General features: G+C 64.4%; 17 protein-coding genes. 4 read left to right on the forward strand and 13 right to left on the reverse strand.

What is annotated here, in order from left to right:
• The first annotated feature begins 8 nt into the window (after nucleotides 1-8).
• A complete protein-coding gene (locus tag ACIP0B_RS12780) occupies nucleotides 9-218 on the forward strand; it encodes a cold shock domain-containing protein (RefSeq protein WP_008019570.1) in 210 nt (69 codons plus the stop codon).
• 297 nt (nucleotides 219-515) lie between these two features.
• Nucleotides 516-2,129, forward strand: a complete 1,614-nt coding sequence (locus tag ACIP0B_RS12785; RefSeq protein ID WP_400832303.1) for a hypothetical protein — start codon at nucleotides 516-518, stop codon at nucleotides 2,127-2,129.
• Between the two features lie 53 nt (nucleotides 2,130-2,182).
• Here ACIP0B_RS12785 and ACIP0B_RS12790 read toward each other — a convergent pair whose 3' ends face one another.
• The 4 genes from ACIP0B_RS12790 to ACIP0B_RS12805 form a co-directional block, all read right to left on the reverse strand.
• Nucleotides 2,183-2,560 carry a hypothetical protein gene (locus ACIP0B_RS12790; protein WP_400832304.1) on the reverse strand — a complete coding sequence of 126 codons (378 nt, stop codon included), beginning with the start codon at nucleotides 2,558-2,560 and terminating at the stop codon, nucleotides 2,183-2,185.
• A 76-nt stretch (nucleotides 2,561-2,636) separates the two neighbouring features.
• On the reverse strand, nucleotides 2,637-3,446 hold the full coding sequence (locus ACIP0B_RS12795; protein WP_400832305.1) for a putative RNA methyltransferase: 810 nt from the start codon (nucleotides 3,444-3,446) through the stop codon (nucleotides 2,637-2,639).
• Nucleotides 3,446-4,597 carry a succinyl-diaminopimelate desuccinylase gene (dapE, locus tag ACIP0B_RS12800; protein WP_400832306.1) on the reverse strand — a complete coding sequence of 384 codons (1,152 nt, stop codon included), beginning with the start codon at nucleotides 4,595-4,597 and terminating at the stop codon, nucleotides 3,446-3,448. The genes ACIP0B_RS12795 and dapE overlap by 1 nt, the downstream gene beginning before the upstream one ends.
• A gap of 239 nt (nucleotides 4,598-4,836) precedes the next feature.
• On the reverse strand, nucleotides 4,837-7,428 hold the full coding sequence (locus ACIP0B_RS12805) for a glycosyltransferase (RefSeq protein ID WP_400832308.1): 2,592 nt from the start codon (nucleotides 7,426-7,428) through the stop codon (nucleotides 4,837-4,839).
• Between the two features lie 218 nt (nucleotides 7,429-7,646).
• Here ACIP0B_RS12805 and tcdA point away from each other — a divergent pair, with 218 nt between their 5' ends.
• On the forward strand, nucleotides 7,647-8,459 hold the full coding sequence (gene tcdA / locus ACIP0B_RS12810) for a tRNA cyclic N6-threonylcarbamoyladenosine(37) synthase TcdA (protein ID WP_400832309.1): 813 nt from the start codon (nucleotides 7,647-7,649) through the stop codon (nucleotides 8,457-8,459).
• 84 nt (nucleotides 8,460-8,543) lie between these two features.
• Here tcdA and ACIP0B_RS12815 read toward each other — a convergent pair whose 3' ends face one another.
• The 4 genes from ACIP0B_RS12815 to ACIP0B_RS12830 form a co-directional block, all read right to left on the reverse strand.
• A complete protein-coding gene (locus tag ACIP0B_RS12815) occupies nucleotides 8,544-8,948 on the reverse strand; it encodes a SufE family protein (protein ID WP_400832310.1) in 405 nt (134 codons plus the stop codon).
• A complete protein-coding gene (locus tag ACIP0B_RS12820; RefSeq protein WP_400832311.1) occupies nucleotides 8,945-10,150 on the reverse strand; it encodes an aminotransferase class V-fold PLP-dependent enzyme in 1,206 nt (401 codons plus the stop codon). The genes ACIP0B_RS12815 and ACIP0B_RS12820 overlap by 4 nt, the downstream gene beginning before the upstream one ends.
• Before the next feature lie 114 nt (nucleotides 10,151-10,264).
• Nucleotides 10,265-11,299, reverse strand: a complete 1,035-nt coding sequence (gene dapD / locus ACIP0B_RS12825; RefSeq protein WP_400832313.1) for a 2,3,4,5-tetrahydropyridine-2,6-dicarboxylate N-succinyltransferase — start codon at nucleotides 11,297-11,299, stop codon at nucleotides 10,265-10,267.
• Nucleotides 11,300-11,331: 32 nt separating this feature from the next.
• Nucleotides 11,332-11,694 carry an ArsC family reductase gene (locus tag ACIP0B_RS12830; RefSeq protein WP_400832315.1) on the reverse strand — a complete coding sequence of 121 codons (363 nt, stop codon included), beginning with the start codon at nucleotides 11,692-11,694 and terminating at the stop codon, nucleotides 11,332-11,334.
• Nucleotides 11,695-11,966: 272 nt separating this feature from the next.
• On the opposite strand from ACIP0B_RS12830, the gene ACIP0B_RS12835 reads away from it, so the two are divergent.
• Nucleotides 11,967-13,598: a Na+/H+ antiporter gene (locus tag ACIP0B_RS12835; RefSeq protein ID WP_400832317.1), complete on the forward strand. Its 1,632-nt coding sequence runs from the start codon at nucleotides 11,967-11,969 to the stop codon at nucleotides 13,596-13,598.
• Nucleotides 13,599-13,625: 27 nt separating this feature from the next.
• Here the strand turns inward: ACIP0B_RS12835 and ACIP0B_RS12840 are convergent, their stop codons facing one another.
• The 5 genes from ACIP0B_RS12840 to map form a co-directional block, all read right to left on the reverse strand.
• A complete protein-coding gene (locus tag ACIP0B_RS12840; protein WP_400832318.1) occupies nucleotides 13,626-14,372 on the reverse strand; it encodes a peptidase M12 in 747 nt (248 codons plus the stop codon).
• 59 nt (nucleotides 14,373-14,431) lie between these two features.
• A complete protein-coding gene (locus ACIP0B_RS12845) occupies nucleotides 14,432-15,157 on the reverse strand; it encodes a M12 family metallopeptidase (RefSeq protein WP_400832320.1) in 726 nt (241 codons plus the stop codon).
• A gap of 164 nt (nucleotides 15,158-15,321) precedes the next feature.
• Nucleotides 15,322-16,521 (reverse strand): succinyldiaminopimelate transaminase, encoded by a 1,200-nt coding sequence (gene dapC, locus ACIP0B_RS12850; protein ID WP_400832321.1) that lies wholly within the window; start codon nucleotides 16,519-16,521, stop codon nucleotides 15,322-15,324.
• A gap of 119 nt (nucleotides 16,522-16,640) precedes the next feature.
• Nucleotides 16,641-19,343, reverse strand: coding sequence for a [protein-PII] uridylyltransferase (locus tag ACIP0B_RS12855; RefSeq protein WP_400832323.1), 2,703 nt, complete (start codon nucleotides 19,341-19,343; stop codon nucleotides 16,641-16,643).
• Between the two features lie 40 nt (nucleotides 19,344-19,383).
• The gene (gene map, locus ACIP0B_RS12860) at nucleotides 19,384-20,166 is read right to left on the reverse strand and encodes a type I methionyl aminopeptidase (RefSeq protein ID WP_400832325.1); all 783 of its coding nucleotides are present in this window, start codon (nucleotides 20,164-20,166) and stop codon (nucleotides 19,384-19,386) included.
• Nucleotides 20,167-20,291: the final 125 nt, after the last annotated feature.

The following is a 20,291-nucleotide window of genomic DNA, read 5'->3' on the forward strand; positions in this document are numbered from 1 at the left end:
ATGAACAGATGGCAACACGCGAAACCGGCAACGTGAAGTGGTTCAACGACGCCAAGGGTTACGGCTTCATCCAGCGCGAAGACGGGGTGGACGTGTTCGTGCACTACCGCGCGATCCGCGGCGAGGGGCACCGTTCGCTGACCGAAGGGCAGCAGGTGGAGTATGCGGTGGTGCAGGGTCAGAAGGGCTTGCAGGCTGAGGATGTGGTAGGCCTGTAACGCCACGCTTCAGAGCCCGAAAACATTGCGGTAGCGAGCCTGCTCGCGATTGCGGCGTTTCGGTCGGCATTGATGTCGACCGGCACTGCGCAATCGCGAGCAGGCTCGCTGCGCATTGGATTTTCTTCAGGTTGCATGACGATCCGATTTCTTGCTTTTGCGACTGGCAGCGCCTGGCACAGCTAGCGCTGGATGGATGTTCACCTGTCAGATGTGACAGTAGACGGTCGATGCGCACCCAACCTAACCTCGCGGAACATCTGCTCAGCTCGAGCGGTGCGGGCGGGGAAGGCCATCATGTGGAATCGCATCGTTGCTGCATTGATCTTGATCGGCGCCGTCTTCGGCGCAACGATTGGCTTGGCCGACACATCGGCCGAACCGCTTCCCCCCACGATGATTGCCCTGTCATTGCCCGAACCGGAGAGCGTTCAAGGCGTTTCCGCTGCGCTGCCGTCGGTTTTCAGGGTGGTTGAAGCGCCAAACGGCGAGCTGAACGCCGATACCCTCGGGGCCGAAGCCAACGTGCAGGTCAGCTACCCGACCATGGCGCTGCGGGACACGGTCGGCATCCGCCTGACCGGAGTGGCCTTGCGCGATGCGCCGGTCCAGACCGTCTCGAGCGTGGGCACCCTGACCTTCAAGGTGCCCAAGGCGTGGGTGACCGAGAACCGCAACCGCACCGTCACGCTGACCTTCACCTACAAGGTGGGTGGCGCCGGGAGTCTGATCACGCCCTCTCCCTTGAGCATCCGTGTCGTGGGCGCTCAGGGGCAAAGTGTGTTCAGGGTGGTCGAGGCGCCGAACGGTGAGCTGAATGCCGATACCCTAGGGGCCGAAGCCAACGTGCAGGTTCGTTACCCGACCATGGCGCTGCGGGACACGGTCGGCATCCGCCTGACCGGAGTGGCCTTGCGCGATGCGCCGGTCCAGACCGTCTCGAGCGTGGGCACCCTGACCTTCAAGATGCCCAAGGCATGGATAGACGAGAACCGCAACCGCACCGTTACGCTCACCTATACCTACAAATTGGGGGGGACAGGCAATCTGATTACATCTGCACCGCTGACGGTTCGTGTGGGCGGCGCAGTGCCTGTCGGAGAGGGGCAGCGAGTCGCCGGCGATCTGAATGCGCAGTACGCCGATACCCGACAAAATTGTGGCAGCGCTTCGCTGCCGGCTGTTTTGTGTTCGGGTGTCATATTGAGGGCGACGATCAATGGCACAGGGTATCGTGCCTGGAATCCCAGTCCTGCCTCTCAAAGCAACGGCGGGGTCTCAGCTTTCTACTTCCGTAAGGACGTACCATTTAAGGCATTTCCTACAAACTATCCAAACGCAAGCGGAATCGTGTTTTTTTCCCCGCAGCTTCGCCCGCAAGGTTTGGTTGAAATTCCAGTGCTTTGTGTATTCCCGATTGATGGTGGCAGCGATATCAGGGGAAGTGAGGGATGTGGAGAATCCAAAAACTATCCTACGGTCAGTCGCTCCTGCGAACTGCAAGGCATATCAACGGCTGCCGGTTGGCTGGCGCACTACAACCAAGGGCCGACGGGATGGAAGTACCAGCGTCAGTGTGGATTCAACATCCGGAGCAGTCGGGGGACTTTCGCAGCCGATGCTTTCAGGCAAGGTATGCAGGCGATGAGCTTGCTGGGAAATGAATACTTCAACTCCTGGAATGAGATTCGTCTGGCAACCTGGCCACAGAACATCCATACGACCATTCCGATCAAGGCGTTCTTCTACTCAAGCAATGGCCTAGCGGATGCGCGGTTCAACCAGCAGGACTTTTTCAGGTATTCAGGCAAGGCTGTACCCGTCATCAAACTGACCCTGCCCAGAACCAACGCCGAATCCGCCCGGTTCGAGTTCATCAAGTCCGATCAGGCGGTCGGCAGCTGGAATTGATCAGGGTCGAAGAGCCCGCGCATTTTGCTTGAGTGGATGTGCGGGCTTTGAAATCAAGTCGTGCGCCAAGTGATCTCTTCCTCGCCGTCGGCGCTGATGCGGATCCAGCGGTCTGCCGTTTCCTCGCCTTCTTCCTCGACCCAACTGCCCGGTGCGCAGCGCACTTCGACGTTCAGCGCGGCGAAGGCGGCGCGGGCGCAGGCGATGTCGTCGTCCCACGGGGTCTGGTCGCTCTCCAGGTACAGGCTGTTCCATTTGCCCACGGCCTTGGGCAGCCAGGTCACGGGGATGCTGCCGGCCAGGCATTTGAAGGTCTGGCCTTTCTGCGTCCATTCGCTGCACGGGCCCAGCGCAGCGCCCAGCCATTCGGCGATCTGCTTGTGGTCGACGTCGGCGTCTTTCAGGTAAATCTCGATGTCCGGTTGGCGCATGGATGTCCTCACTGCGGGTCTGAAAAATCCATTCGCGGATTTAGCCGGCCCCGGGCAGGTGCCCGAGTCCAAAGGTTTATTGAAGAACGAAATAATCGTAGCGCATCGACACGGTGGTCACGAAGGGCTCGGCCTGGCCGATCACCGCCGCGCGGCGCTCGGCGCTGGCGCGCCAGCCGTGGGGCGTCATGGCCAGCAGGTTGGCGCGGTCTTCGGGCTTGTCCAGCGTCAGCCTGAACTCCAGGGTTTCGCTGTGGGCCAGCGCCATGCCTTGCGGCACCAGGGCCAGGTGCTTGTCGTCGGTGTATTCGCGCACTTCGTCGTACAGGCGCTCGCGCAGTTCCATCAGGTGGCCGCGGGTCGGCCCGACCTTCATCAGGCCGCCGCCGACGCTGAGCAGGCGCTTGGCCTCCTCCCAGTCCAGCGGGCTGAACACGCTGGCCAGGAACTGGCAACTGCCCGGCGCCAGCGGCACGCGGGCCATGCTGGCGATCAACCAGGTCACGGCCGGGTTGCGCTTGCAGGCACGCTTGACCGCTTCCTTGGAGATGTCCAGCGCGTAGCCGTCGGCGCCCGGCAGGGCCTCGGCGATCTGCGCGGTGTAGTAGCCCTCGCCGCAGCCGATGTCGACCCAGCGCTGCGGCGCGTAGCCGGCCGCCAGTTCCGCCAGGCGCCTGGCCACCGGGGCGTAGTGCCCGGCGTTGAGGAAGTCGCGGCGGGCCTCGACCATCGCCTGGTTGTCGCCGGGGTCGCGGCTGTTCTTGTGCTGCACCGGCAGCAGGTTCAGGTAACCCTGGCGTGCGCGGTCGAAGCGGTGCCCGGCGGGGCAGGCCACGCCGTTGTCCACGGCGTTGAGCGGTTCGTTGCAGATGGGGCAGGCGAGCATCAGGCGAGCAACTTGATCAGGGTCTGGTAGTAGATTTCGGTCAGGACGTCGAGGTCGGCCGCCAGCACGCGTTCGTTGACCTGGTGGATGGTCGCGTTGACCGGGCCGAGCTCGACCACCTGGGTGCCCATGGTGGCGATGAAGCGGCCGTCGGAGGTGCCGCCGCTGGTGGACGCCTTGGTTTCGCGGCCGGTGATCTGCTTGATGCTCGACGACACCGCGTCGAGCAGCGCGCCCGGCTCGGTGAGGAACGGCAGGCCGGACAGCGCCCAGTCGATGTGCCAGTCCAGGTTGTGCTTGTCGAGGATGTCGGCGACGCGCTTCTGCAGGCCTTCGACGGTGGATTCGGTGGAGAAGCGGAAGTTGAACAGCGCCACCAGGTCGCCCGGGATCACGTTGGTCGCGCCGGTGCCGGAGTTGACGTTGGAGATCTGGAAACTGGTCGGCGGGAAGAAATCGTTGCCGTGGTCCCAGTGCTCGGCGGCCAGCTCGGCCAGGGCCGGGGCGGCGAGATGGATCGGGTTCTTCGCCAGGTGCGGGTAGGCCACGTGGCCCTGCACGCCGCGCACGGTGAGCTTGGCGCCGAGGGAGCCGCGACGGCCGTTCTTGACCACGTCGCCGACCAGGGCGGTGCTCGACGGTTCGCCGACGATGCACCAGTCAAGGCGCTCCTTGCGCGCCGCCAGACGCTCGACCACAGCCTTGGTGCCGTGGTGCGCCGGGCCTTCTTCGTCGCTGGTGATCAGGAATGCGACCTTGCCCTTGTGGTCCGGGTAGTCGGCGACGAAGCGCTCGGCGGCCACGGTCATCGACGCCAGGCTGCCTTTCATGTCCGCCGCGCCGCGGCCGCAGAGCATGCCGTGCTCGTCGATCACCGCGTTGAACGGGTCGATCTGCCAGGCGGTCACGGGACCGGTCGGCACCACGTCGGTGTGGCCGGCGAAGCACAGCACCGGGCCGTCGTCCTTGCCGTGGGTGGCCCAGAAGTTGTCCACGTCCTCGATGCGCATCGGCTCCAGGGTGAAGCCGGCGGCGCCCAGGCGCTGCATCATCTGTTTCTGGCAATCGGCGTCGACCGGCGTCACGGACGGACGGCGGATCAGGTCGATGGCCAGCTGGAGGGTCGGCGAAAGGTCGGCGTGGGCCGTCATGGGAAACTCCGGAATCATGAATGTGGGCAAGAGCCAATGCGGGAGCGAGCCGGCTCGCGGAAGCGGTGCGTCAGTCAACATAAACGGTGATTGTTACAACGCCTTCGCGAGCAGGCTCGCTCCTACAGGGGATTGAGCTCGGTCAGTCAGACCGCCTATCACGCCAAGCCCTGCAAAATGGCGGTCATCTTAAAGCAAAACGGCGACCATAGGCCGCCGTTTAGTGCATCGTCGAACAATTAGACCGCCGGTGCCGGTTCAGGCGCCGGAGCGGGCCTTGGCAGCGACGACAGGAACGCCATGATCAGCGCCGCCACGTAAGGCAGCGACTGCACCAGCAGCATGGCCACCCAGAAGCGCATGTCGCTGCTCGGCAGGCCCTGCACGAGGAAAATCCCCAGCGCCGCGCCCCACAGCAACAGCATGATGAACAGCTCTTCCCGGGCCTCGGAAATGGCCACCCAGAAGCCGTGGCTGTCGGCGTTCTTCGGCGTGCGGAAGAACGGGATGCTGCTGGTGAAGAACCCGTACAGCACCGCCTTGGCGATGGTGTGCGACAGCGCGAGCCCCGCCAGCGCCGCGCAGAACGCGTCCTTGAGGTTCACCCCCACCGCGCGGCGGTACAGGAAGATGATCTTGCCGACCTTGAACGCGAACAGCGCCAGGGGCGGGATCGCGAAGATCAGCAGCGGCGGGTCGACCCGTTGCGGCACGATGATCATCGCCGCCGACCACAGCAGCGCGCCGACGGTGAAGAAGATGTTCATGCCGTCCGCCACCCACGGCAGCCAGCCCGCGAGGAAGTGGTAGCGCTGGCCGCGGGTCAGCTCGGTGTCCTTGCCGCGCAGCAGGCTGCGGGTGTGGCGCTTGATGATCTGGATCGCGCCGTAGGCCCAGCGGAAACGCTGCTTCTTGAAGTCGATGAAGGTGTCCGGCATCAGGCCCTTGCCGTAGCTGTCGTGGTAGTACGCCGCCGACAGGCCTTTCTCGAACACCCGCAGGCCCAGCTCGGCGTCTTCGCAGATGCACCAGTCGGCCCAGCCCAGCTCTTCCAGGACCGAGCGGCGGGTCATGGTCATGGTGCCGTGCTGGATGATCGCGTCGCGGTCGTTGCGGGTGACCATGCCGATGTGGAAGAAGCCCTTGTACTCGGCGTAGCAGAGCTTCTTGAACGTGCTTTCGTTCTGGTCGCGGTAGTCCTGCGGCGACTGCACCACGGCGATCTTCGGGTCGGCGAAGTGCGGCACCATGTGCTTGAGCCAGTTGGGGTGCACGCAGTAGTCGGAGTCGATCACCGCGATCACTTCGGCGTCCTTGGCCGTGTGCGGGATCAGGTAGTTCAGCGCGCCGCCCTTGAAGCCGGCCAGCGGCGAGACGTGGAAGAACCTGAAGCGGGGGCCGAGGGTCTCGCAGTAGTCGCGCACCGGTTCCCAGACCGCCGGGTCCTTGGTGTTGTTGTCGATGATCAGGACTTCGAAGTCCGGATAGTCGAGGTTGGCCAGGGCGTCGAGGGTCTGTTTGACCATCTCCGGCGGCTCGTTGTAGCAGGGCACGTGGATCGACACCTTCGGCCGGTAGCCCGAGTCGCCCACCACCGGCAGGAACTCGCGCCGGCGCTTGTGCACCCACACGGCCTCGGCCAGCTCATGGGCCTCGGTGAGCAGCACGATGAACACCCCGAGCGCGCCGAGCGCCAGCAAGAAGCCCACGGTCAGGCTGAACCAGGTGCTGTACTGCTGGCTGTAGTCGTAGCCGATCCACACCAGCACCGAACCGCACAGGAACGCGATGAAGGTCAGGAAGGTGCGGCCGCGCTGGCGCAGGGCCGAGCCGTCGATCATCAGCAGGGTCAGCGACAGCAGCGCCAGCACCCCGGAGCCGACCGCCAGCACCCGCCACTGCGGGATCGCCACCACCGGGCCTTCGAAGTTGAATTTCTGCTGGCGCGCGGCGTTGAACACGCCCCAGTAGGCGCCGACCGACCCTTCGTCGCTGGCTTTCCACGGCTGGTCGAAGGCTTCGATCACGAAGTAGTTGAAGCCCTGGCGGTTGAGCTTGTTGACCAGGGTGCGCAGGTAGATCGCCTGGTCCGCCGGCGACGCATCGGCGCCGCCGCGCATGCGGCCGTTGCTCGGCCAGCCGACTTCGGACAGCAGCAGCGGCTTTTTCGGGAACATCTTTTTCAGGTCGCGGGCGCGGTCGAAGACGAACTGCCCGGCCTTGTCCATCGGGATGAATTCCCAGTAGGGCAGGATGTGCGCGGCGATCAGGTCGACGTGCTTGGCCAGTTCCGGGTGCTCTTCCCAGACGTGCCACTGCTCGGACGTGGTGACCGGCACCTTCACCGCTGCGCGCACGCGGTCGAGCAGCACGCTCAATTCTTCGGCGGTGATTTCCTTGCGAAACAGCGCCTCGTTGCCGACCACCACGCGAACCACGCTGCGCGAGGTGTTGGCCAGTTCGATGGCGCGGGCGATTTCCCGTTCGTTGCGTTCCTTGTCGGGGCTGATCCAGATCCCGAGCGTCACGCGCAGGCCGAACTCTTCGGCCAGCTTCGGGATGTCCTGCAGGCTGCCGTCGACCGAGTAGATGCGGATGTTGTCCGTCAGCTTGCTCATGATCTCCAGGTCGCGGCGCATCTCATCGTCGGACGGATACTGCTCTTTCTGCGGGAATTGTCCCTGCTGGAACGGTGAGTAGGAGAAGCCGGAGATCTGCTCCGGCCAGTTCGGCGCGGAGACCGGGCGGTTGATCAGCGCCCAGAAACCGGTGAACAGGGCGGCGATTGCCAGAACCACCACCAGGTTGAGTCCAAATTTACGCGATGACATAGCTGTTTCGGGTTCCAAAGGCTGTGGAACGAAGGTTCGGCGAGGCCTCGCCGAAGGGCGCGAATCCTACACCGGCAGTTCACCCGTCGCACATCGGACAGGGAAATGCCCGACGTTGGGCAATCCACTTTGACTTAAGTTCTTACACTTGTAGCCTGAAGCTTAAAAGTTGTCGCGCGGTCGTCCATAATGCGCGCCGGTTTTTGGGGTAGAAGGTCATGAGCACAGAAGATCCGCGGTTTGCAGGCATCGCCCGTTTGTACGGCATTGAAGGTTTGGCGCGCCTGCGGGCGGCCCATGTGGCGATCGTCGGCATCGGCGGCGTCGGCTCCTGGGCGGCGGAAGCCATTGCCCGCTGCGGGGTGGGCGAGATCTCGCTGTTCGACCTGGACGACGTCTGCGTCAGTAACGCCAACCGTCAGCTGCATGCGCTGGACAGCACCGTCGGCAAGCCCAAGGTCGACGTGATGGCCGAGCGCCTGCGCGGCATCAACCCGGCCTGCACGGTGCACCCGGTGGCCGACTTCGTCACCCGCGACACCATGGCCGACTACATCACGCCGGACATCGACTGCGTGATCGACTGCATCGACAGCGTCAACGCCAAGGCTGCGCTGATCGCCTGGTGCAAGCGCCGCAAGATCCAGATCATCACCACCGGCGGCGCGGGCGGGCAGATCGACCCGACCCAGATCCAGGTCGTGGACCTGAACCGCACCTACAACGACCCGCTGGCCTCGAAGGTGCGCTCCACGTTGCGCCGCGACTACGGTTTTTCCCGCACGCCGAACCGCCATTACAGCGTGCCGTGCGTGTATTCCACCGAGCAGCTGCGCTATCCGAAGCCGGACGGCAGCATTTGCCTGCAGAAGCGCTTTGTCGGCGACGGCGTGAAGCTGGACTGCGCCGGCGGGTTCGGGGCGGTGATGATGGTGACGGCCACGTTCGGCATGGTCGCGGCGACCAAGGCGGTGGACAAGATCGTCGCGGGCGTGCGACGGCCTTCTGACCGGGCCAAGCCTCAGGCTTGACCGGTCACCGCAGCGTCCTGCGGTGACCGCAGGCTCTGCATCCAACCGAGACCCCGGTGGGAGCCAGCCTGCCGGCGATGGCGGTCAGCCGGCCAGCGCGTTCATCCGCTGGAGCACCGCGTTCAGGCCATTGCTGCGCGACGGCGACAGCTGCCGCGACAGCCCCAGCTGATCGAACCAGTCCGGCAGGTCCACCTGCCGCAGTTCAGCCGCCGTCAGCCCGTTCACCCGCACCAGCAGCAGCGCCACCAGCCCGCGGATCAACCGCGCATCGCTGGCGGCAGCGAATTGCCAGCGCCCGTCACGCAGCTCACCCACCAGCCACATTTGGCTTTCGCAGCCGTGCACCCGGTTGGCGTCGCACTTGTCGGCGTCATCGAGAGGGGCGAGGCGGTCGCCGAACTGCATCAGCAGGCGCGCCCGCTGCTCCCAGCCGGCGGCGCCCTGGAAGGTGCGCAGGGCTTCGGCGGCTTCGGTCGGCAGGCTCACCGCAACAGCTCCAGCGCCTGATCCAGCGCTTCGAAGAAGCGTTCCAGATCCTCTGAATCGTTGTACAGCGCCAGCGACACGCGGATCGCCCCGGCCAGTTCGAAGCTTTTGAGCAGCGGCATCGCGCAGTGATGACCGGCGCGCACGGCGATGCCTTGCTCGGTCAGCAGATGCGCCAGGTCAGCGTTGTGCACGCCGTCGACCACAAAGCTCGCCAGCGCCAGTTGCGGCCGGCCCAGCAGGCGGATGCCGTTGCGCGCCGCCAGGCCTTTGAGCAGGTAGTCGTGCAGCGCCGATTCGTGGGCGGACACGGCGTCCTGATCCAGGCCGGCCAGGTAGTCGAGGGTCGCGCCGAGGCCGATCACGCTGGCGATCGGCGGCGTGCCGGCCTCGAAGCCCAACGGCGCCGGACGGAAGCGCGACTCGTGATAGTGGGCTTCCAGCACCATTTCGCCGCCGAACTGCCATGGCCGCAAGCGCTCAAGCGCCGCGTTGCGCCCGAACAGCGCGCCGAGGCCGTCGGGGCCGTACAGTTTGTGGCTGGAAAACACATAGAAGTCGCAGCCCAGCGCCTGCACGTCGTGGCGGCCGTGCACCACGCCTTGGGCGCCGTCGACCACGGTCAGGGCGTCGTGCACCTTGGCCATGGCGAGCAGGGCGGGCAACGGTTGCCAGGCGCCGAGCACGTTGGACAGTTGACTGACCGCCAGCAGACGGGTGCGCGGGCCGATCAGGTGCACCGCTTGCGCGAGATCGATCAGGCCGTCGGCGTCCAGCGGCAGGATCACCAGCTTCAGGTCGCGGCGGCGGGCCAGCTGCTGCCACGGCAGCAGGTTGGCGTGATGTTCCAGGGCGCTGACGACAATCTCGTCGCCCGGAGAGAAAAGGTGTTCCAGGCCATAGGCCAGGAGATTCAGCGCGCTGGTGGCGCCGTGGGTGAAGATGATCTGCCCGCTGTCGCCGGCGTTGAGCCATTGCGCCACCTTCAGGCGGGTGTCTTCGAACGCCTGCGTGGCGTGGGCGCCGGGCAGGTGCTGCGCGCGGTGCACATTGGCGGCGCCGTTGGCGTAGTAATGCGCCAGCGCGTCGAGCAGGGCCTGGGGCTTTTGCGTGGTGGCGGCGTTGTCCAGATAGGTCTGGCCTTGCCGTTGCAGGGCGGCGATGGCCGGGAAATCGGCACGCCAGGGGGAGGGAATCATCATGTCGTTCGGCCTATGCACAAGACCTGTGGGAGCGGGCTTGCCCGCGCAGGCGTCCTTGAGGACGCCAAAGACTCCGCGGGCAAGCCCGCCCCCACAGGTTGGACGATGTGCCGCTTAGTTGTGGGCGTGCAGCGCTTCGTTCAGTTCGATGGCCGATTTGTGGGTCTTGCACTCCACGGCACCGGTTTCCGAGTTGCGGCGGAACAGCAGGTCGGTCTGGCCGGCCAGGTCACGGGCCTTGACCACCTTGACCAGCTGGTTGTTCTCGTCCAGCAGCGCGACCTTGGTGCCGGCGGTCACGTACAGGCCCGACTCGACGGTGTTGCGGTCGCCCAGCGGAATGCCGATGCCGGCGTTGGCGCCGATCAGGCAGCCTTCGCCGACCTTGATCACGATGTTGCCGCCGCCCGACAGGGTGCCCATGGTCGAGCAGCCGCCGCCCAGGTCCGAACCCTTGCCGACGAACACGCCGGCGGACACGCGGCCTTCGATCATGCCCGGGCCTTCGGTGCCGGCGTTGAAGTTGATGAAGCCTTCGTGCATCACGGTGGTGCCTTCGCCCACGTAGGCGCCCAGGCGCAGGCGGGCGGCGTCAGCGATGCGCACGCCGGCCGGCACCACGTAGTCGGTCATTTTCGGGAACTTGTCCACCGAGAACACTTCCAGCAGTTCGCCGCGCAGGCGGGCTTCGAGTTGCAGCTCGGCCAGTTCGCTCAGGTCGATGGCGCCCTGGCTGGTCCAGGCCACGTTCGGCAGCAGCGGGAAGATGCCGGCCAGGCTCACGCCGTGCGGTTTCACCAGGCGGTGGGACAGCAGGTGCAGCTTGAGGTAGGCCTCAGGGGTGGAGGTCAGCTGGGTGTCTTCGGCCAGCAGGGTGGCGACCAGCGGCTTGTGGCTTTCGGCCAGGCGGGTCAGCAGCTTGGCCTGCGCGGCGTCGACGCCTTTCACGGCTTCGGCCAGTTGCGCAGCCTGGGCGGTGGTGAAGGCGATGGCCTGGTTGCCTTCGCTGTAGCCCAGGATCGGCGCGACGGCGGCGACCAGCTCGGCCGACGGCTTGAGCAGCGGCTGGGCGTAGAACACTTCCAGCCAGGCGCCGTCACGGTTTTGGGTGCCGACGCCGAAGGCCAGGCTGAACAGGGAGTTGGACATGTGAATACCTCTTTCGAATGGGGACGGGCCGCTTACTTGAGCGCTGCCGCGTAGGTATCTGGCTTGAAGCCAATCAGGGTTCGGTCACCGAGATCGAGCACCGGGCGCTTGATCATCGAGGGTTGGGCGAGCATCAGTTCGATGGCCTTCGGCTGGTCGAGATCGGCTTTGCATTCGTCGTCGAGCTTGCGGAAGGTCGTGCCCGCGCGGTTCAGCACGGTTTGCCAGCCATGTTCGTCGCACCATTGGGTCAGGTGCTCACGGTCGATGCCGGCGGTCTTGTAGTCGTGGAAGTCGTAGCTGACAGCGTGTTCATCGAGCCAGGTGCGCGCCTTTTTCATGGTGTCGCAGGCTTTGATGCCGAAAAGGTGCAACGTTTTGCTTGAAACGGTCAAGGAATCGCCCCCTTTACAGGTGCTGGAGAAAAATGGTGTCGGATTATGCCATGACCGGACGGTATCGCGGCGGCCATGGTCGATTTACTCGCCGGAATCTTGATCGGGCCTGTGGGGCCGCTGTCTGGTTTGGCCAAGTGACGCCATCGCCGGCAGGCTGGCGCCCACAGAAGAACGGATCGAGGCTGTGCGACATAGGTGCAACGGTCATCCAGAGCCTATGCGGCTAATATGGCAGTTCATCGCTGTCGATCGCCTGAGACATCCGCTTTATGCAAACCGCCTATACCGTCCTGATCCTGCTGATGCTGGTCAGCGTCTCGCGCCTGGTCGGACGGGTCGTCCCCTTGCCGCTGCCCCTGGTGCAGATCGCCGCCGGGGCCCTGCTGGCCTGGCCGACGCTGGGGCTGCATGTCGCCCTCGACCCCGAACTGTTCCTGTTCCTGTTTTTGCCGCCGCTGCTGTTTTCCGATGGCTGGCGCATGCCCAAGCGCGAGTTTTGGCACTTGCGCGGCCCGATCCTGACGCTGGCGGTGGGGCTGGTGCTGTTCACCGTCGTCGGGGCGGGCTACTTCATTCACTGGCTGTTGCCGGGCATTCCCTTGCCGGTGGCCTTCGCCCTGGCGGCCGTGCTGTCGCCCACGGATGCGGTGGCGGTGTCCGCCATCTCCCAGAACCGCCTGCCGACCCCGTTGATGCACATCCTGCAGGGCGAGGCGCTGATGAACGACGCCTCGGGCCTGGTGACCTTCAAGTTCGCCCTGGTGGCGGCGGTGACCGGCGCCTTCTCATTGGCCAACGCCAGCCTGACGTTCGTGCTGGTGGCGGTGGGCGGCCTGCTGGTCGGCGTGGCGCTGAGCTGGCTGGTCGGCCGGCTGCGGGCGTGGATGATCGCCCGAGGCTGGGACGACCCGGCGACCCATGTGGTGTTCATGCTGCTGTTGCCGTTCGCCGCCTATGTGCTGGCCGAACGCCTGGGCGCCTCGGGGATCCTGTCGGCCGTCGCGGCCGGCATGATGCAGAGCTGGCTCGACCTGCTGCCGCGCCAGACCAGCACCCGGCTGCTCAACCGCAGCGTCTGGTCGCTGTTGGAGTTCGCCTTCAACGGCCTGATCTTCCTGCTGCTGGGCCTGCAGCTGCCGGACATCGTCAAGGCGGTGGTCAGCCATGAAACGTCGCTGTGGCCGGCCTTGTTCTACCGTGGCCTGGAGGTGCTGGCGATTTTCCTGGCGCTGGTGCTGCTGCGCTTCGTCTGGGTGCAGAGCATCTGGCGCCTGTCGGTGCTGCTGCGGCGCCTGCGCGGCAAGGGCGACCTGACGCAGGTGCCGACGGCGCGCTCCTGCTGGCTGCTGACGGTGGGCGGGGTGCGCGGGGCGGTGACGCTGGCGGGTGTGATGTCGGTGCCGATGCTGATGGGCGCGCAACTGTTCCCGGAGCGGGACTTGCTGATCTTCATCGCCGCGGGGGTGATTCTGCTGTCGCTGATCGCGGCCTGCATCGCGCTGCCGCTGCTGCTGCGGGGCATCGAGAAGAGCCCGGACGACAAGCGTCGCCAGGAAGTCCGCGAGGCCTGGCGCAAGACCGCCGAGGCGGCGATCCATGCGCTGGAGACCGAGGAGGCCAACCCGCAGGACGCCGCCCAGGCTGCCCTGGCGGCGGAACTCAAGGCGCGGATCATGTCCGAGTACCGGCATCAGTTGGAGGTGTTCAACGATTCGGCCGAAGCCCAGGCGCTGGCCTTCCAGATGGATCTGCTGGAGCGTCGCCTGCGCCTGAAGGCGCTGCGGGCGCAGCGCCTGGCCCTGTACGGCCTGAGTCGTCATCACCAGATCGGCGATGACGTGTTGCGGGAGGTACTGGCGGACCTTGACCTGAGCGAGGCGAACCTCGGACAGGTCAAGTGACCGGAAGGGCTGGCCAGCGCTGATCGTTCACCGGATTTTCCGGGGCTGCTTCGGATAAAGCTGTCTCATCATCTTCTTGTCCTTTTTGCTGATCTTCCGGTTGATCGGGTTTTCCCAATCACCCAGCGTCAGCGCATTCGCGACCGGGTGATGCATGATGGAGCGCCGGTCGTAGTCGGTGTAGATCGCTTCCAGCGTGTCGAAGGGCTCGAACAGGTTTACGTCGACCTGTTCGCGGGTCAGCGGATTCATCTCCCGGTTTGCGTAAAACTCATACACCTTGGGCTTGTCCCAGGGGATGTTGGCCTTGGGGTGCTGATGTTCGTGCATGGCCCCCAGCGCATGTCCGAACTCATGGGTCACGATGACATCGAAGTCCGGGTCCTGCGGGTCGACGCCAAGGCTCATGGTGGGCCAGTCGGGATGGATGAGCAGGGCGTCCGTGCCCAGCATCGAGCTGTTGCTGCCGGTTCTGGTGGCGATGCGGATGTCGCCTTGCGGGCCGTCGACGAAATCGAACTTCAGGTTGATGAACGGCAGCCAGCGGCTGGCGGCGGCGATGATTTTCCGTTTGCGGTCGGCATCGGGCGAATCCATGAAGGCGATCTTCAGGGTTCGGCCATTGGCCCAGAGTTTCGAATAGTTGATCAGCGAACGCTTGCGCCGACCGCCGTTGCTGCGTCCGGCATTGGCTGGGTTTTCGTTGATGGCCGTGCGGTAGGCGGCTTGATCGTCCGGCCATTGCAGGAGTTGGCAATCCATAAGTTGATTCATCTTTGGCTTCTTCCGTGAAGTCAGGGGTGTTTTGGGGGCAGAGCCTACGGCAGCGATCGTTAGTCTTCCGGTGTTTCCGGGTAGACTTTCATGGCCAGATACATGTCGCCAGAACTGAGTGTGAGGTTTTCCTTTACTTCAAGTTTTCCGTCGGTGAGTTCCTTGTTGATGTGGTAGTGCATGATTGAATCGCGGTCGTATTCGGTGCAGTAAAGCGTGGGCTCATTGATTGGATTGAAAAAGTTATCGTCGATTTCTTCTCGGGAAATGGAGAACCTGTAGCGGTTGTAGACTTTCTCCCTGTTCCAAGGGATGTGGGCATCAGGATGCAAATGTTCGTGCTCGAAGCCGAGCGCATGGCCGAACTCGTGAAGAACCGTTGCTTCGAATTTCGCGCTTTTGGGGTTTACGCCGATATACATTGTGGGGGTCCCATAGTCTTGGGTCAGCGCATCGGTGCCCACGGCCGAGGAGTTTCGTTGGGTCTTGGTCTTTATCCGGATGATCGCTTTTCTGGCGTCAGCAACGAACACGATGTTCAGATTGACCAATCTTGTCCACTTGTTGATGGCTTTCTGAAACGCCTTTTTTTCATCGCTTGAAATTTGGTCGAGGAATCCGACGCTCAAGGTCTGGAAGTTTCTCCAAAACTTCGACTTGAGCCCGACTGCCATCGAGCCATTGCCGCTGCTCGCGGCATTGTTCGGGTTTTCCTCAACGGCCAAACGGTACGAAAGTTCGTTGTCGGTCGGTCGAATAGTTAGGCATGGGATGTATTCGGACATTCTCAAATTCCTTTTGAGATTAAGTGGTCGAGAGGTTTTTAAAACTAGCGGCTGAAATGTAAGTTGTGGCGCGGCAACGCGTAAAGTTGTGAGTTATAAGTGGATATTGCCATGGGGAACCGACCTGTACGGCATTGCACCGTACAGGCGGACGAAACGGTTGCTTATTGTTTGCGGGTGATGAACGCGCGGATCCGTTCGGCGGCCTCAACGCATTCCGCCAGCGGTGCCACCAGCGCCATGCGCACGCGGCCCGCCCCCGGATTGACGCCGTCGACGTCGCGGGACAGGTACGAGCCCGGCACCACGGTCACGTGCTCCTGTTCGAACAGGTCGCGACAGAACGCCGCGTCGTCGCCGTTCACGTTCGGCCACAGGTAGAAGCTGCCGTCGGGGCGCTGCACGTCCATCACCGGGCCGAGGATCGCCAGCACGGCGTCGAACTTCTCGCGGTACAGCGCGCGGTTGGCGCGCACGTGCACTTCGTCGTTCCAGGCGGCGACGCTGGCCAGTTGGGTCTGCACCGGCATCGCGCAGCCGTGGTAGGTGCGGTACAGCAGGAAGCCCTTGAGGACGTCGGCATCGCCGGCGACGAAGCCCGAGCGCAGCCCCGGCAGGTTCGAGCGCTTGGACAGGCTGTGGAACACCACGCAGCGCTTGAAGTCCTTGCGGCCCAGTTCGGCGCAGGCGGTCAGCAGGCCCGGCGGCGGTGTCTGTTCGTCGAAGTACAGCTCGCTGTAGCACTCGTCGGCGGCGATCACGAAATCGTGCTCGTCGGCCAGGGCGATCAGCTTTTTGAGGGTGTCGAGGGGGATCAGCGCGCCGGTCGGGTTGCCCGGCGAGCACAGGAACAGGATCTGGCAGCGTTTCCAGATGTCCGGCGACACCGCGTCGAAGTCCGGGTTGAAGCCGTTTTCGTCGAGGCACGGCAGGTAGTGCGGCTTGGCCCCGGCCAGGAACGCCGCGCCTTCGTAGATCTGGTAGAACGGGTTCGGGCTGACCACCAGTGCGTCATCGCCGCGGTTGACCACGGTCTGGGTGAAGGCGAACAGTGCCTCACGCGTACCGTTGACCGGGAGCACGTTGCGCGCCGGATCGATCCAGCCGGCCGGCACGTTGAAGCGGCGTTCGCACCAGGCGGCGATGGCTTCGCGCAGGGCCGGGATGCCGAGGGTGGTCGGGTACACCGCCATCTGGTCCAGGTTGCTGGCCAGCGCCTCGGCGACAAAGCTGGGCGAGCGGTGTTTCGGCTCGCCGATCGACAGGGCGATCGGGCGCTTGTCCGGGGTCGGCGTGACGCTGCCGAGCAGGGCGCGGAGCTTTTCGAACGGGTAGGGCTGCAACTGGTTCAGGGCGTTGTTCATGGGGGCCTCGTGCTGTGTGGGAGCGGGTTTGTCCGCGAAGGCGGTCTGTCGGTGAGCCGTGCGTCGACAGGTACGCCGCTTTCGCGGGCGGGCCGCTCCCACAGGGGGAAGTTGTTGGGTCAGATGCTGATGCGCGACAGCTTGATGTCCGGTTCCTGGTTGACGCTCAGTTGCTCGACGATCGCATCCTGCAGGCGGCTGCACAGCAGCGGGTCGGACAACGGCTGGTTGTTGGCGTCGGTGATGAAGAACACGTCCTCCACCCGTTCGCCCAGGGTGGCGATCTTGGCGTTCTGCAGCGACAGGTCGAATTCGAGGAAGATGCCGCCGATCCGCGCCAGCAGGCCCGGGCGGTCCGGTGCCGTGAGTTCCAGCACCGTCACCGGACGCTGGGCGTCGTTGTGGATCGTCACCTGCGGCGCGAACGCAAAGTGCTTGAGCTGGCGCGGCACCCGGCGCTGGATGATCGTCGGGTAATCGTCGGGATTGCGCAGGGCTTCGGTCAGGCCGTCGCGGATCTGCTTGACCCGCAGCGGGTTGTCGCCGATCGAGTCGCCGTCGGTGTCGAGCACGATGTAGGTGTCGAGGGTGAACTGGCTGCTGGAGGTGATGACCCGGGCATCGTGGATGTTCAGGTTGAGCTGGTCCATCGCCGCCACGGTCACGGCGAAGAAGTCGTGCTGGTCCGGCGCGTAGATGAAGATCTGCGTGCCGCCCTCGAATTCGCGCTGGGTGGTCTCCTTGATCAGCACCAGCGGCCCGCCGTCGGCCGGCTGCTGGAGGATCGCGTCGCTGTGCCAGGCCACGTCGCCGGCGGTGTGGCGCAGGAAGTAGTCGTCGCCCAGTTGCGCCCACAGTTGCTCGACGTCGTCCGGGTCGGTGCCGCCGCGCACCAGGATGTCCAGCGCGGCGCTCTGGGTCTGGCGGATCTGCTCCTCGCGGTCCACCGGGTTTTCCAGGCCGCGGCGCAGCGCACGCTTGGTTTCGGTGTAGAGCTGGCGCAGCAGGCTGGCGCGCCAGGAGTTCCACAGGGTCGGGTTGGTGGCGTTGATGTCGGCCACGGTCAGCACATAGAGATAGTCGAGGCGGGTCTCGTCGCCGACGGTCTGGGCGAAATCGTGGATCACCTGCGGATCGGACAGGTCCTTGCGCTGGGCGGTGGTGGACATCACCAGGTGGTTCTGCACCAGCCACACGATCAGGCGGCTGTCCCAGACCGGCAGCTGATGCCGCTGGCAGAAAGCCTCGGCGTCCACCGCGCCGATCTCCGAATGGTCACCGTGACGGCCCTTGCCGATGTCGTGGTACAGGCCGGCCAGGTAGATCAGCTCGGGCTTGGGCAGCTTGCCCATGAGCTTGCTGGCCAGCGGGAATTTTTCCGACACCTGGGTGTACTGCAGTTTGCGCAGGTGCTTGATCAGGTTCAGCGTGTGGGCGTCCACCGTATAGATGTGGAACAGGTCGTGCTGCATCTGCCCGACGATGAAGCCGAACTCCGGCAGGTAGCGCCCGAGGATGCCGTAGCGGTTCATCCGGCGCAGGTTGCGGTGGATGCCGATCTTGCACTTGAACAGCTCGATGAACAGGCTGGTGTTGCGGATGTCGTTGCGGAAGTTGTCGTCGATCAGGTGCCGGTGCTCGCGCAGCAGGCGGATGGTGTCGGCGCGCACGCCCTTGATTTCCGGCTGCTGGGCCATCAGCACGAAGATCTCGAGCATGGCGAACGGGGTGCGGCGGAACACGTTTTCGCTGCGCGCCTCGATGTAGCCGTCGTGCAGCTGGAAGCGCGCGTTGATCGGCTGCGGCGGCGCCTCGTCCTCCGGCGCGAGGATCACTTCCTCGAAGTGCTGGATGATCAGGTCACTGAGCTGGGCGATGCTCATCACCACCCGGAAGTACTGCTGCATGAAGTTTTCGACGGCTTGCTTGGCGTCGTCGCCTTCGAAGCCCAGCAGCGTGGCGATCGAGCGCTGGTGGTCGAACAGCAGGCGGTCTTCGGCGCGGCCGGCCAGCATGTGCAGGGCATAGCGCACCTTCCAGAGAAACTCCTGCGAGGAGGCCAGCAGGGCGTTTTCGCTCTCCACCAGAAAGCCCTCGCCGGCCAGGGCCCGCAGGTTCAGGGTGCCGTACTGGCGGCGGGCGACCCAGAGGATCGTCTGGATGTCCCGCAGCCCGCCGGGCGAACCCTTGACGTTGGGCTCCAGGTTGTACTCGGTGTCGTTGTACTTGTGGTGGCGGGCCTTCTGCTCGGCGCGCTTGGCCAGGAAGAAGTCCTTGCTCGGCCACATGTGGGCGGTGCTGGTGACGTCCAGCATCCGCTGGCGCAGGCGCTCGGGGCCGCAGATGGTGCGGCTTTCCATCAGGTTGGTGACGACCGTGAGGTCGGCGCGGGCCTCTTCGGCGCATTCGTCCACCGAACGGACGCTCTGGCCGACTTCCAGGCCGATGTCCCACAGCAAGGTCAGGAAGCGCTCGATGGAATCGCGGAAGATTTCGTGGTCGGCGCTGTCCAGCAGGATCAGCAGATCGATGTCGGAATAGGGGTGCAGCTCACCGCGGCCGTAGCCGCCGACCGCCACCAGCGCGATGTCGGCGTCTTCGCTCCAGTTGAACTGCTCCCAGGCCTTCTGCAGGATGTTGTCGACGAACCAGGCGCGGTCTTCGATCAGCCGGCGGATGTCGCGGCCGTTGCGAAAGCGCGTGTCGAGCACTTCATGGGCCTGGCGGATGGCCTTCTTGAATGCCGCGATGGGACTCGCTTTCAGGGCCAGTTCAGCCTGGAACTGGCCGCGGTCGAAGAGTTCGGGATCCACCTGCGGCATCGATTGGCTTTCCTTCTATAGGCTGGGAGCGTTTTCTGGTTCAGGCCGATACGCGCGGGATCGTGTCGTCGCTGCGCAGGGTGAAGATCTCGTAGCCGGTTTCGGTGACCAGCAGGGTGTGTTCCCATTGGGCCGAGAGCTTGCGGTCCTTGGTGATGGCGGTCCAGCCGTCGCCCAGCACCTTGGTGTCGGCCTTGCCCTGGTTGATCATCGGCTCGATGGTGAAGGTCATGCCGGCCTGCAGTTCCATGCCGGTGCCGGCGCGGCCGTAGTGCAGGATCTGCGGCTCTTCGTGGAACACCTTGCCGATGCCGTGGCCGCAGAACTCGCGCACCACCGAGAAACCGTTCTTCTCCGCGTGCTTCTGGATGATCTCGCCGATGTCGCCGAGGCGGCAGCCTGGCTTGACGATCTCGATCGCCTTGTACATGCATTCCTGGGTGACCTGGGACAGGCGTTCGGCCCAGACCGGCACGGTGCCGACGTGGAACATGCGGCTGGTGTCGCCGTGGTAGCCGTCCTTGATCACCGTGACGTCGATGTTCAGGGTGTCGCCGTTCTTCAGCGGCTTGTCGTTGGGGATGCCGTGGCAGACCACATGGTTGATCGAGGTGCAGATCGACTTCGGGTAGCCCTTGTAGTTGAGCGGGGCGGGGATGGCCTGCTGCACATCGATGATGTAGTCGTGGCAGATCTGGTTCAGCTCATCGGTGGTGACGCCCGGCTTCACGTGCTCGGCGATCATTTCCAGCACGTCGGCGGCCAGTTTGCCGGCGACACGCATGCCAGCGATGTCCTCGGGGGTTTTGAGGTTGACGGTCATACAGGCTCTCTCTGCGCCCGGCGGCGCTTGCAGATACGGATAGGGTGGCAGGCGTTGGCTCTGCGACCCTGAAAATCGCGATTCTAACAGACGAAAGGCGCAAATCCGCGCCTGTCTGCGTTGCG

Source organism: Pseudomonas sp. NPDC089534 (assembly GCF_044749305.1).
Classification (GTDB): domain Bacteria; phylum Pseudomonadota; class Gammaproteobacteria; order Pseudomonadales; family Pseudomonadaceae; genus Aquipseudomonas; species Aquipseudomonas ekonensis.

What these genes read in the sequence shown, in the direction of transcription:
- ACIP0B_RS12780 (WP_008019570.1), top strand. Translation starts at nt 9, where the DNA reads ATGGCAACACGCGAAACCGGCAACGTGAAGTGGTTCAACGACGCCAAG.
- ACIP0B_RS12785 (WP_400832303.1), top strand. Translation starts at nt 516, where the DNA reads ATGTGGAATCGCATCGTTGCTGCATTGATCTTGATCGGCGCCGTCTTC.
- ACIP0B_RS12795 (WP_400832305.1), bottom strand. Translation starts at nt 3,446, where the DNA reads ATGCTCGCCTGCCCCATCTGCAACGAACCGCTCAACGCCGTGGACAAC.
- dapE (WP_400832306.1), bottom strand. Translation starts at nt 4,597, where the DNA reads ATGACGGCCCACGCCGACCTTTCGCCGACCCTCCAGCTGGCCATCGAC.
- ACIP0B_RS12845 (WP_400832320.1), bottom strand. Translation starts at nt 15,157, where the DNA reads ATGTCCGAATACATCCCATGCCTAACTATTCGACCGACCGACAACGAA.
- dapD (WP_400832313.1), bottom strand. Translation starts at nt 11,299, where the DNA reads ATGTCCAACTCCCTGTTCAGCCTGGCCTTCGGCGTCGGCACCCAAAAC.
- map (WP_400832325.1), bottom strand. Translation starts at nt 20,166, where the DNA reads ATGACCGTCAACCTCAAAACCCCCGAGGACATCGCTGGCATGCGTGTC.
- ACIP0B_RS12835 (WP_400832317.1), top strand. Translation starts at nt 11,967, where the DNA reads ATGCAAACCGCCTATACCGTCCTGATCCTGCTGATGCTGGTCAGCGTC.
- dapC (WP_400832321.1), bottom strand. Translation starts at nt 16,521, where the DNA reads ATGAACAACGCCCTGAACCAGTTGCAGCCCTACCCGTTCGAAAAGCTC.
- ACIP0B_RS12805 (WP_400832308.1), bottom strand. Translation starts at nt 7,428, where the DNA reads ATGTCATCGCGTAAATTTGGACTCAACCTGGTGGTGGTTCTGGCAATC.
- tcdA (WP_400832309.1), top strand. Translation starts at nt 7,647, where the DNA reads ATGAGCACAGAAGATCCGCGGTTTGCAGGCATCGCCCGTTTGTACGGC.
- ACIP0B_RS12820 (WP_400832311.1), bottom strand. Translation starts at nt 10,150, where the DNA reads ATGATGATTCCCTCCCCCTGGCGTGCCGATTTCCCGGCCATCGCCGCC.
- ACIP0B_RS12790 (WP_400832304.1), bottom strand. Translation starts at nt 2,560, where the DNA reads ATGCGCCAACCGGACATCGAGATTTACCTGAAAGACGCCGACGTCGAC.
- ACIP0B_RS12855 (WP_400832323.1), bottom strand. Translation starts at nt 19,343, where the DNA reads ATGCCGCAGGTGGATCCCGAACTCTTCGACCGCGGCCAGTTCCAGGCT.
- ACIP0B_RS12840 (WP_400832318.1), bottom strand. Translation starts at nt 14,372, where the DNA reads ATGAATCAACTTATGGATTGCCAACTCCTGCAATGGCCGGACGATCAA.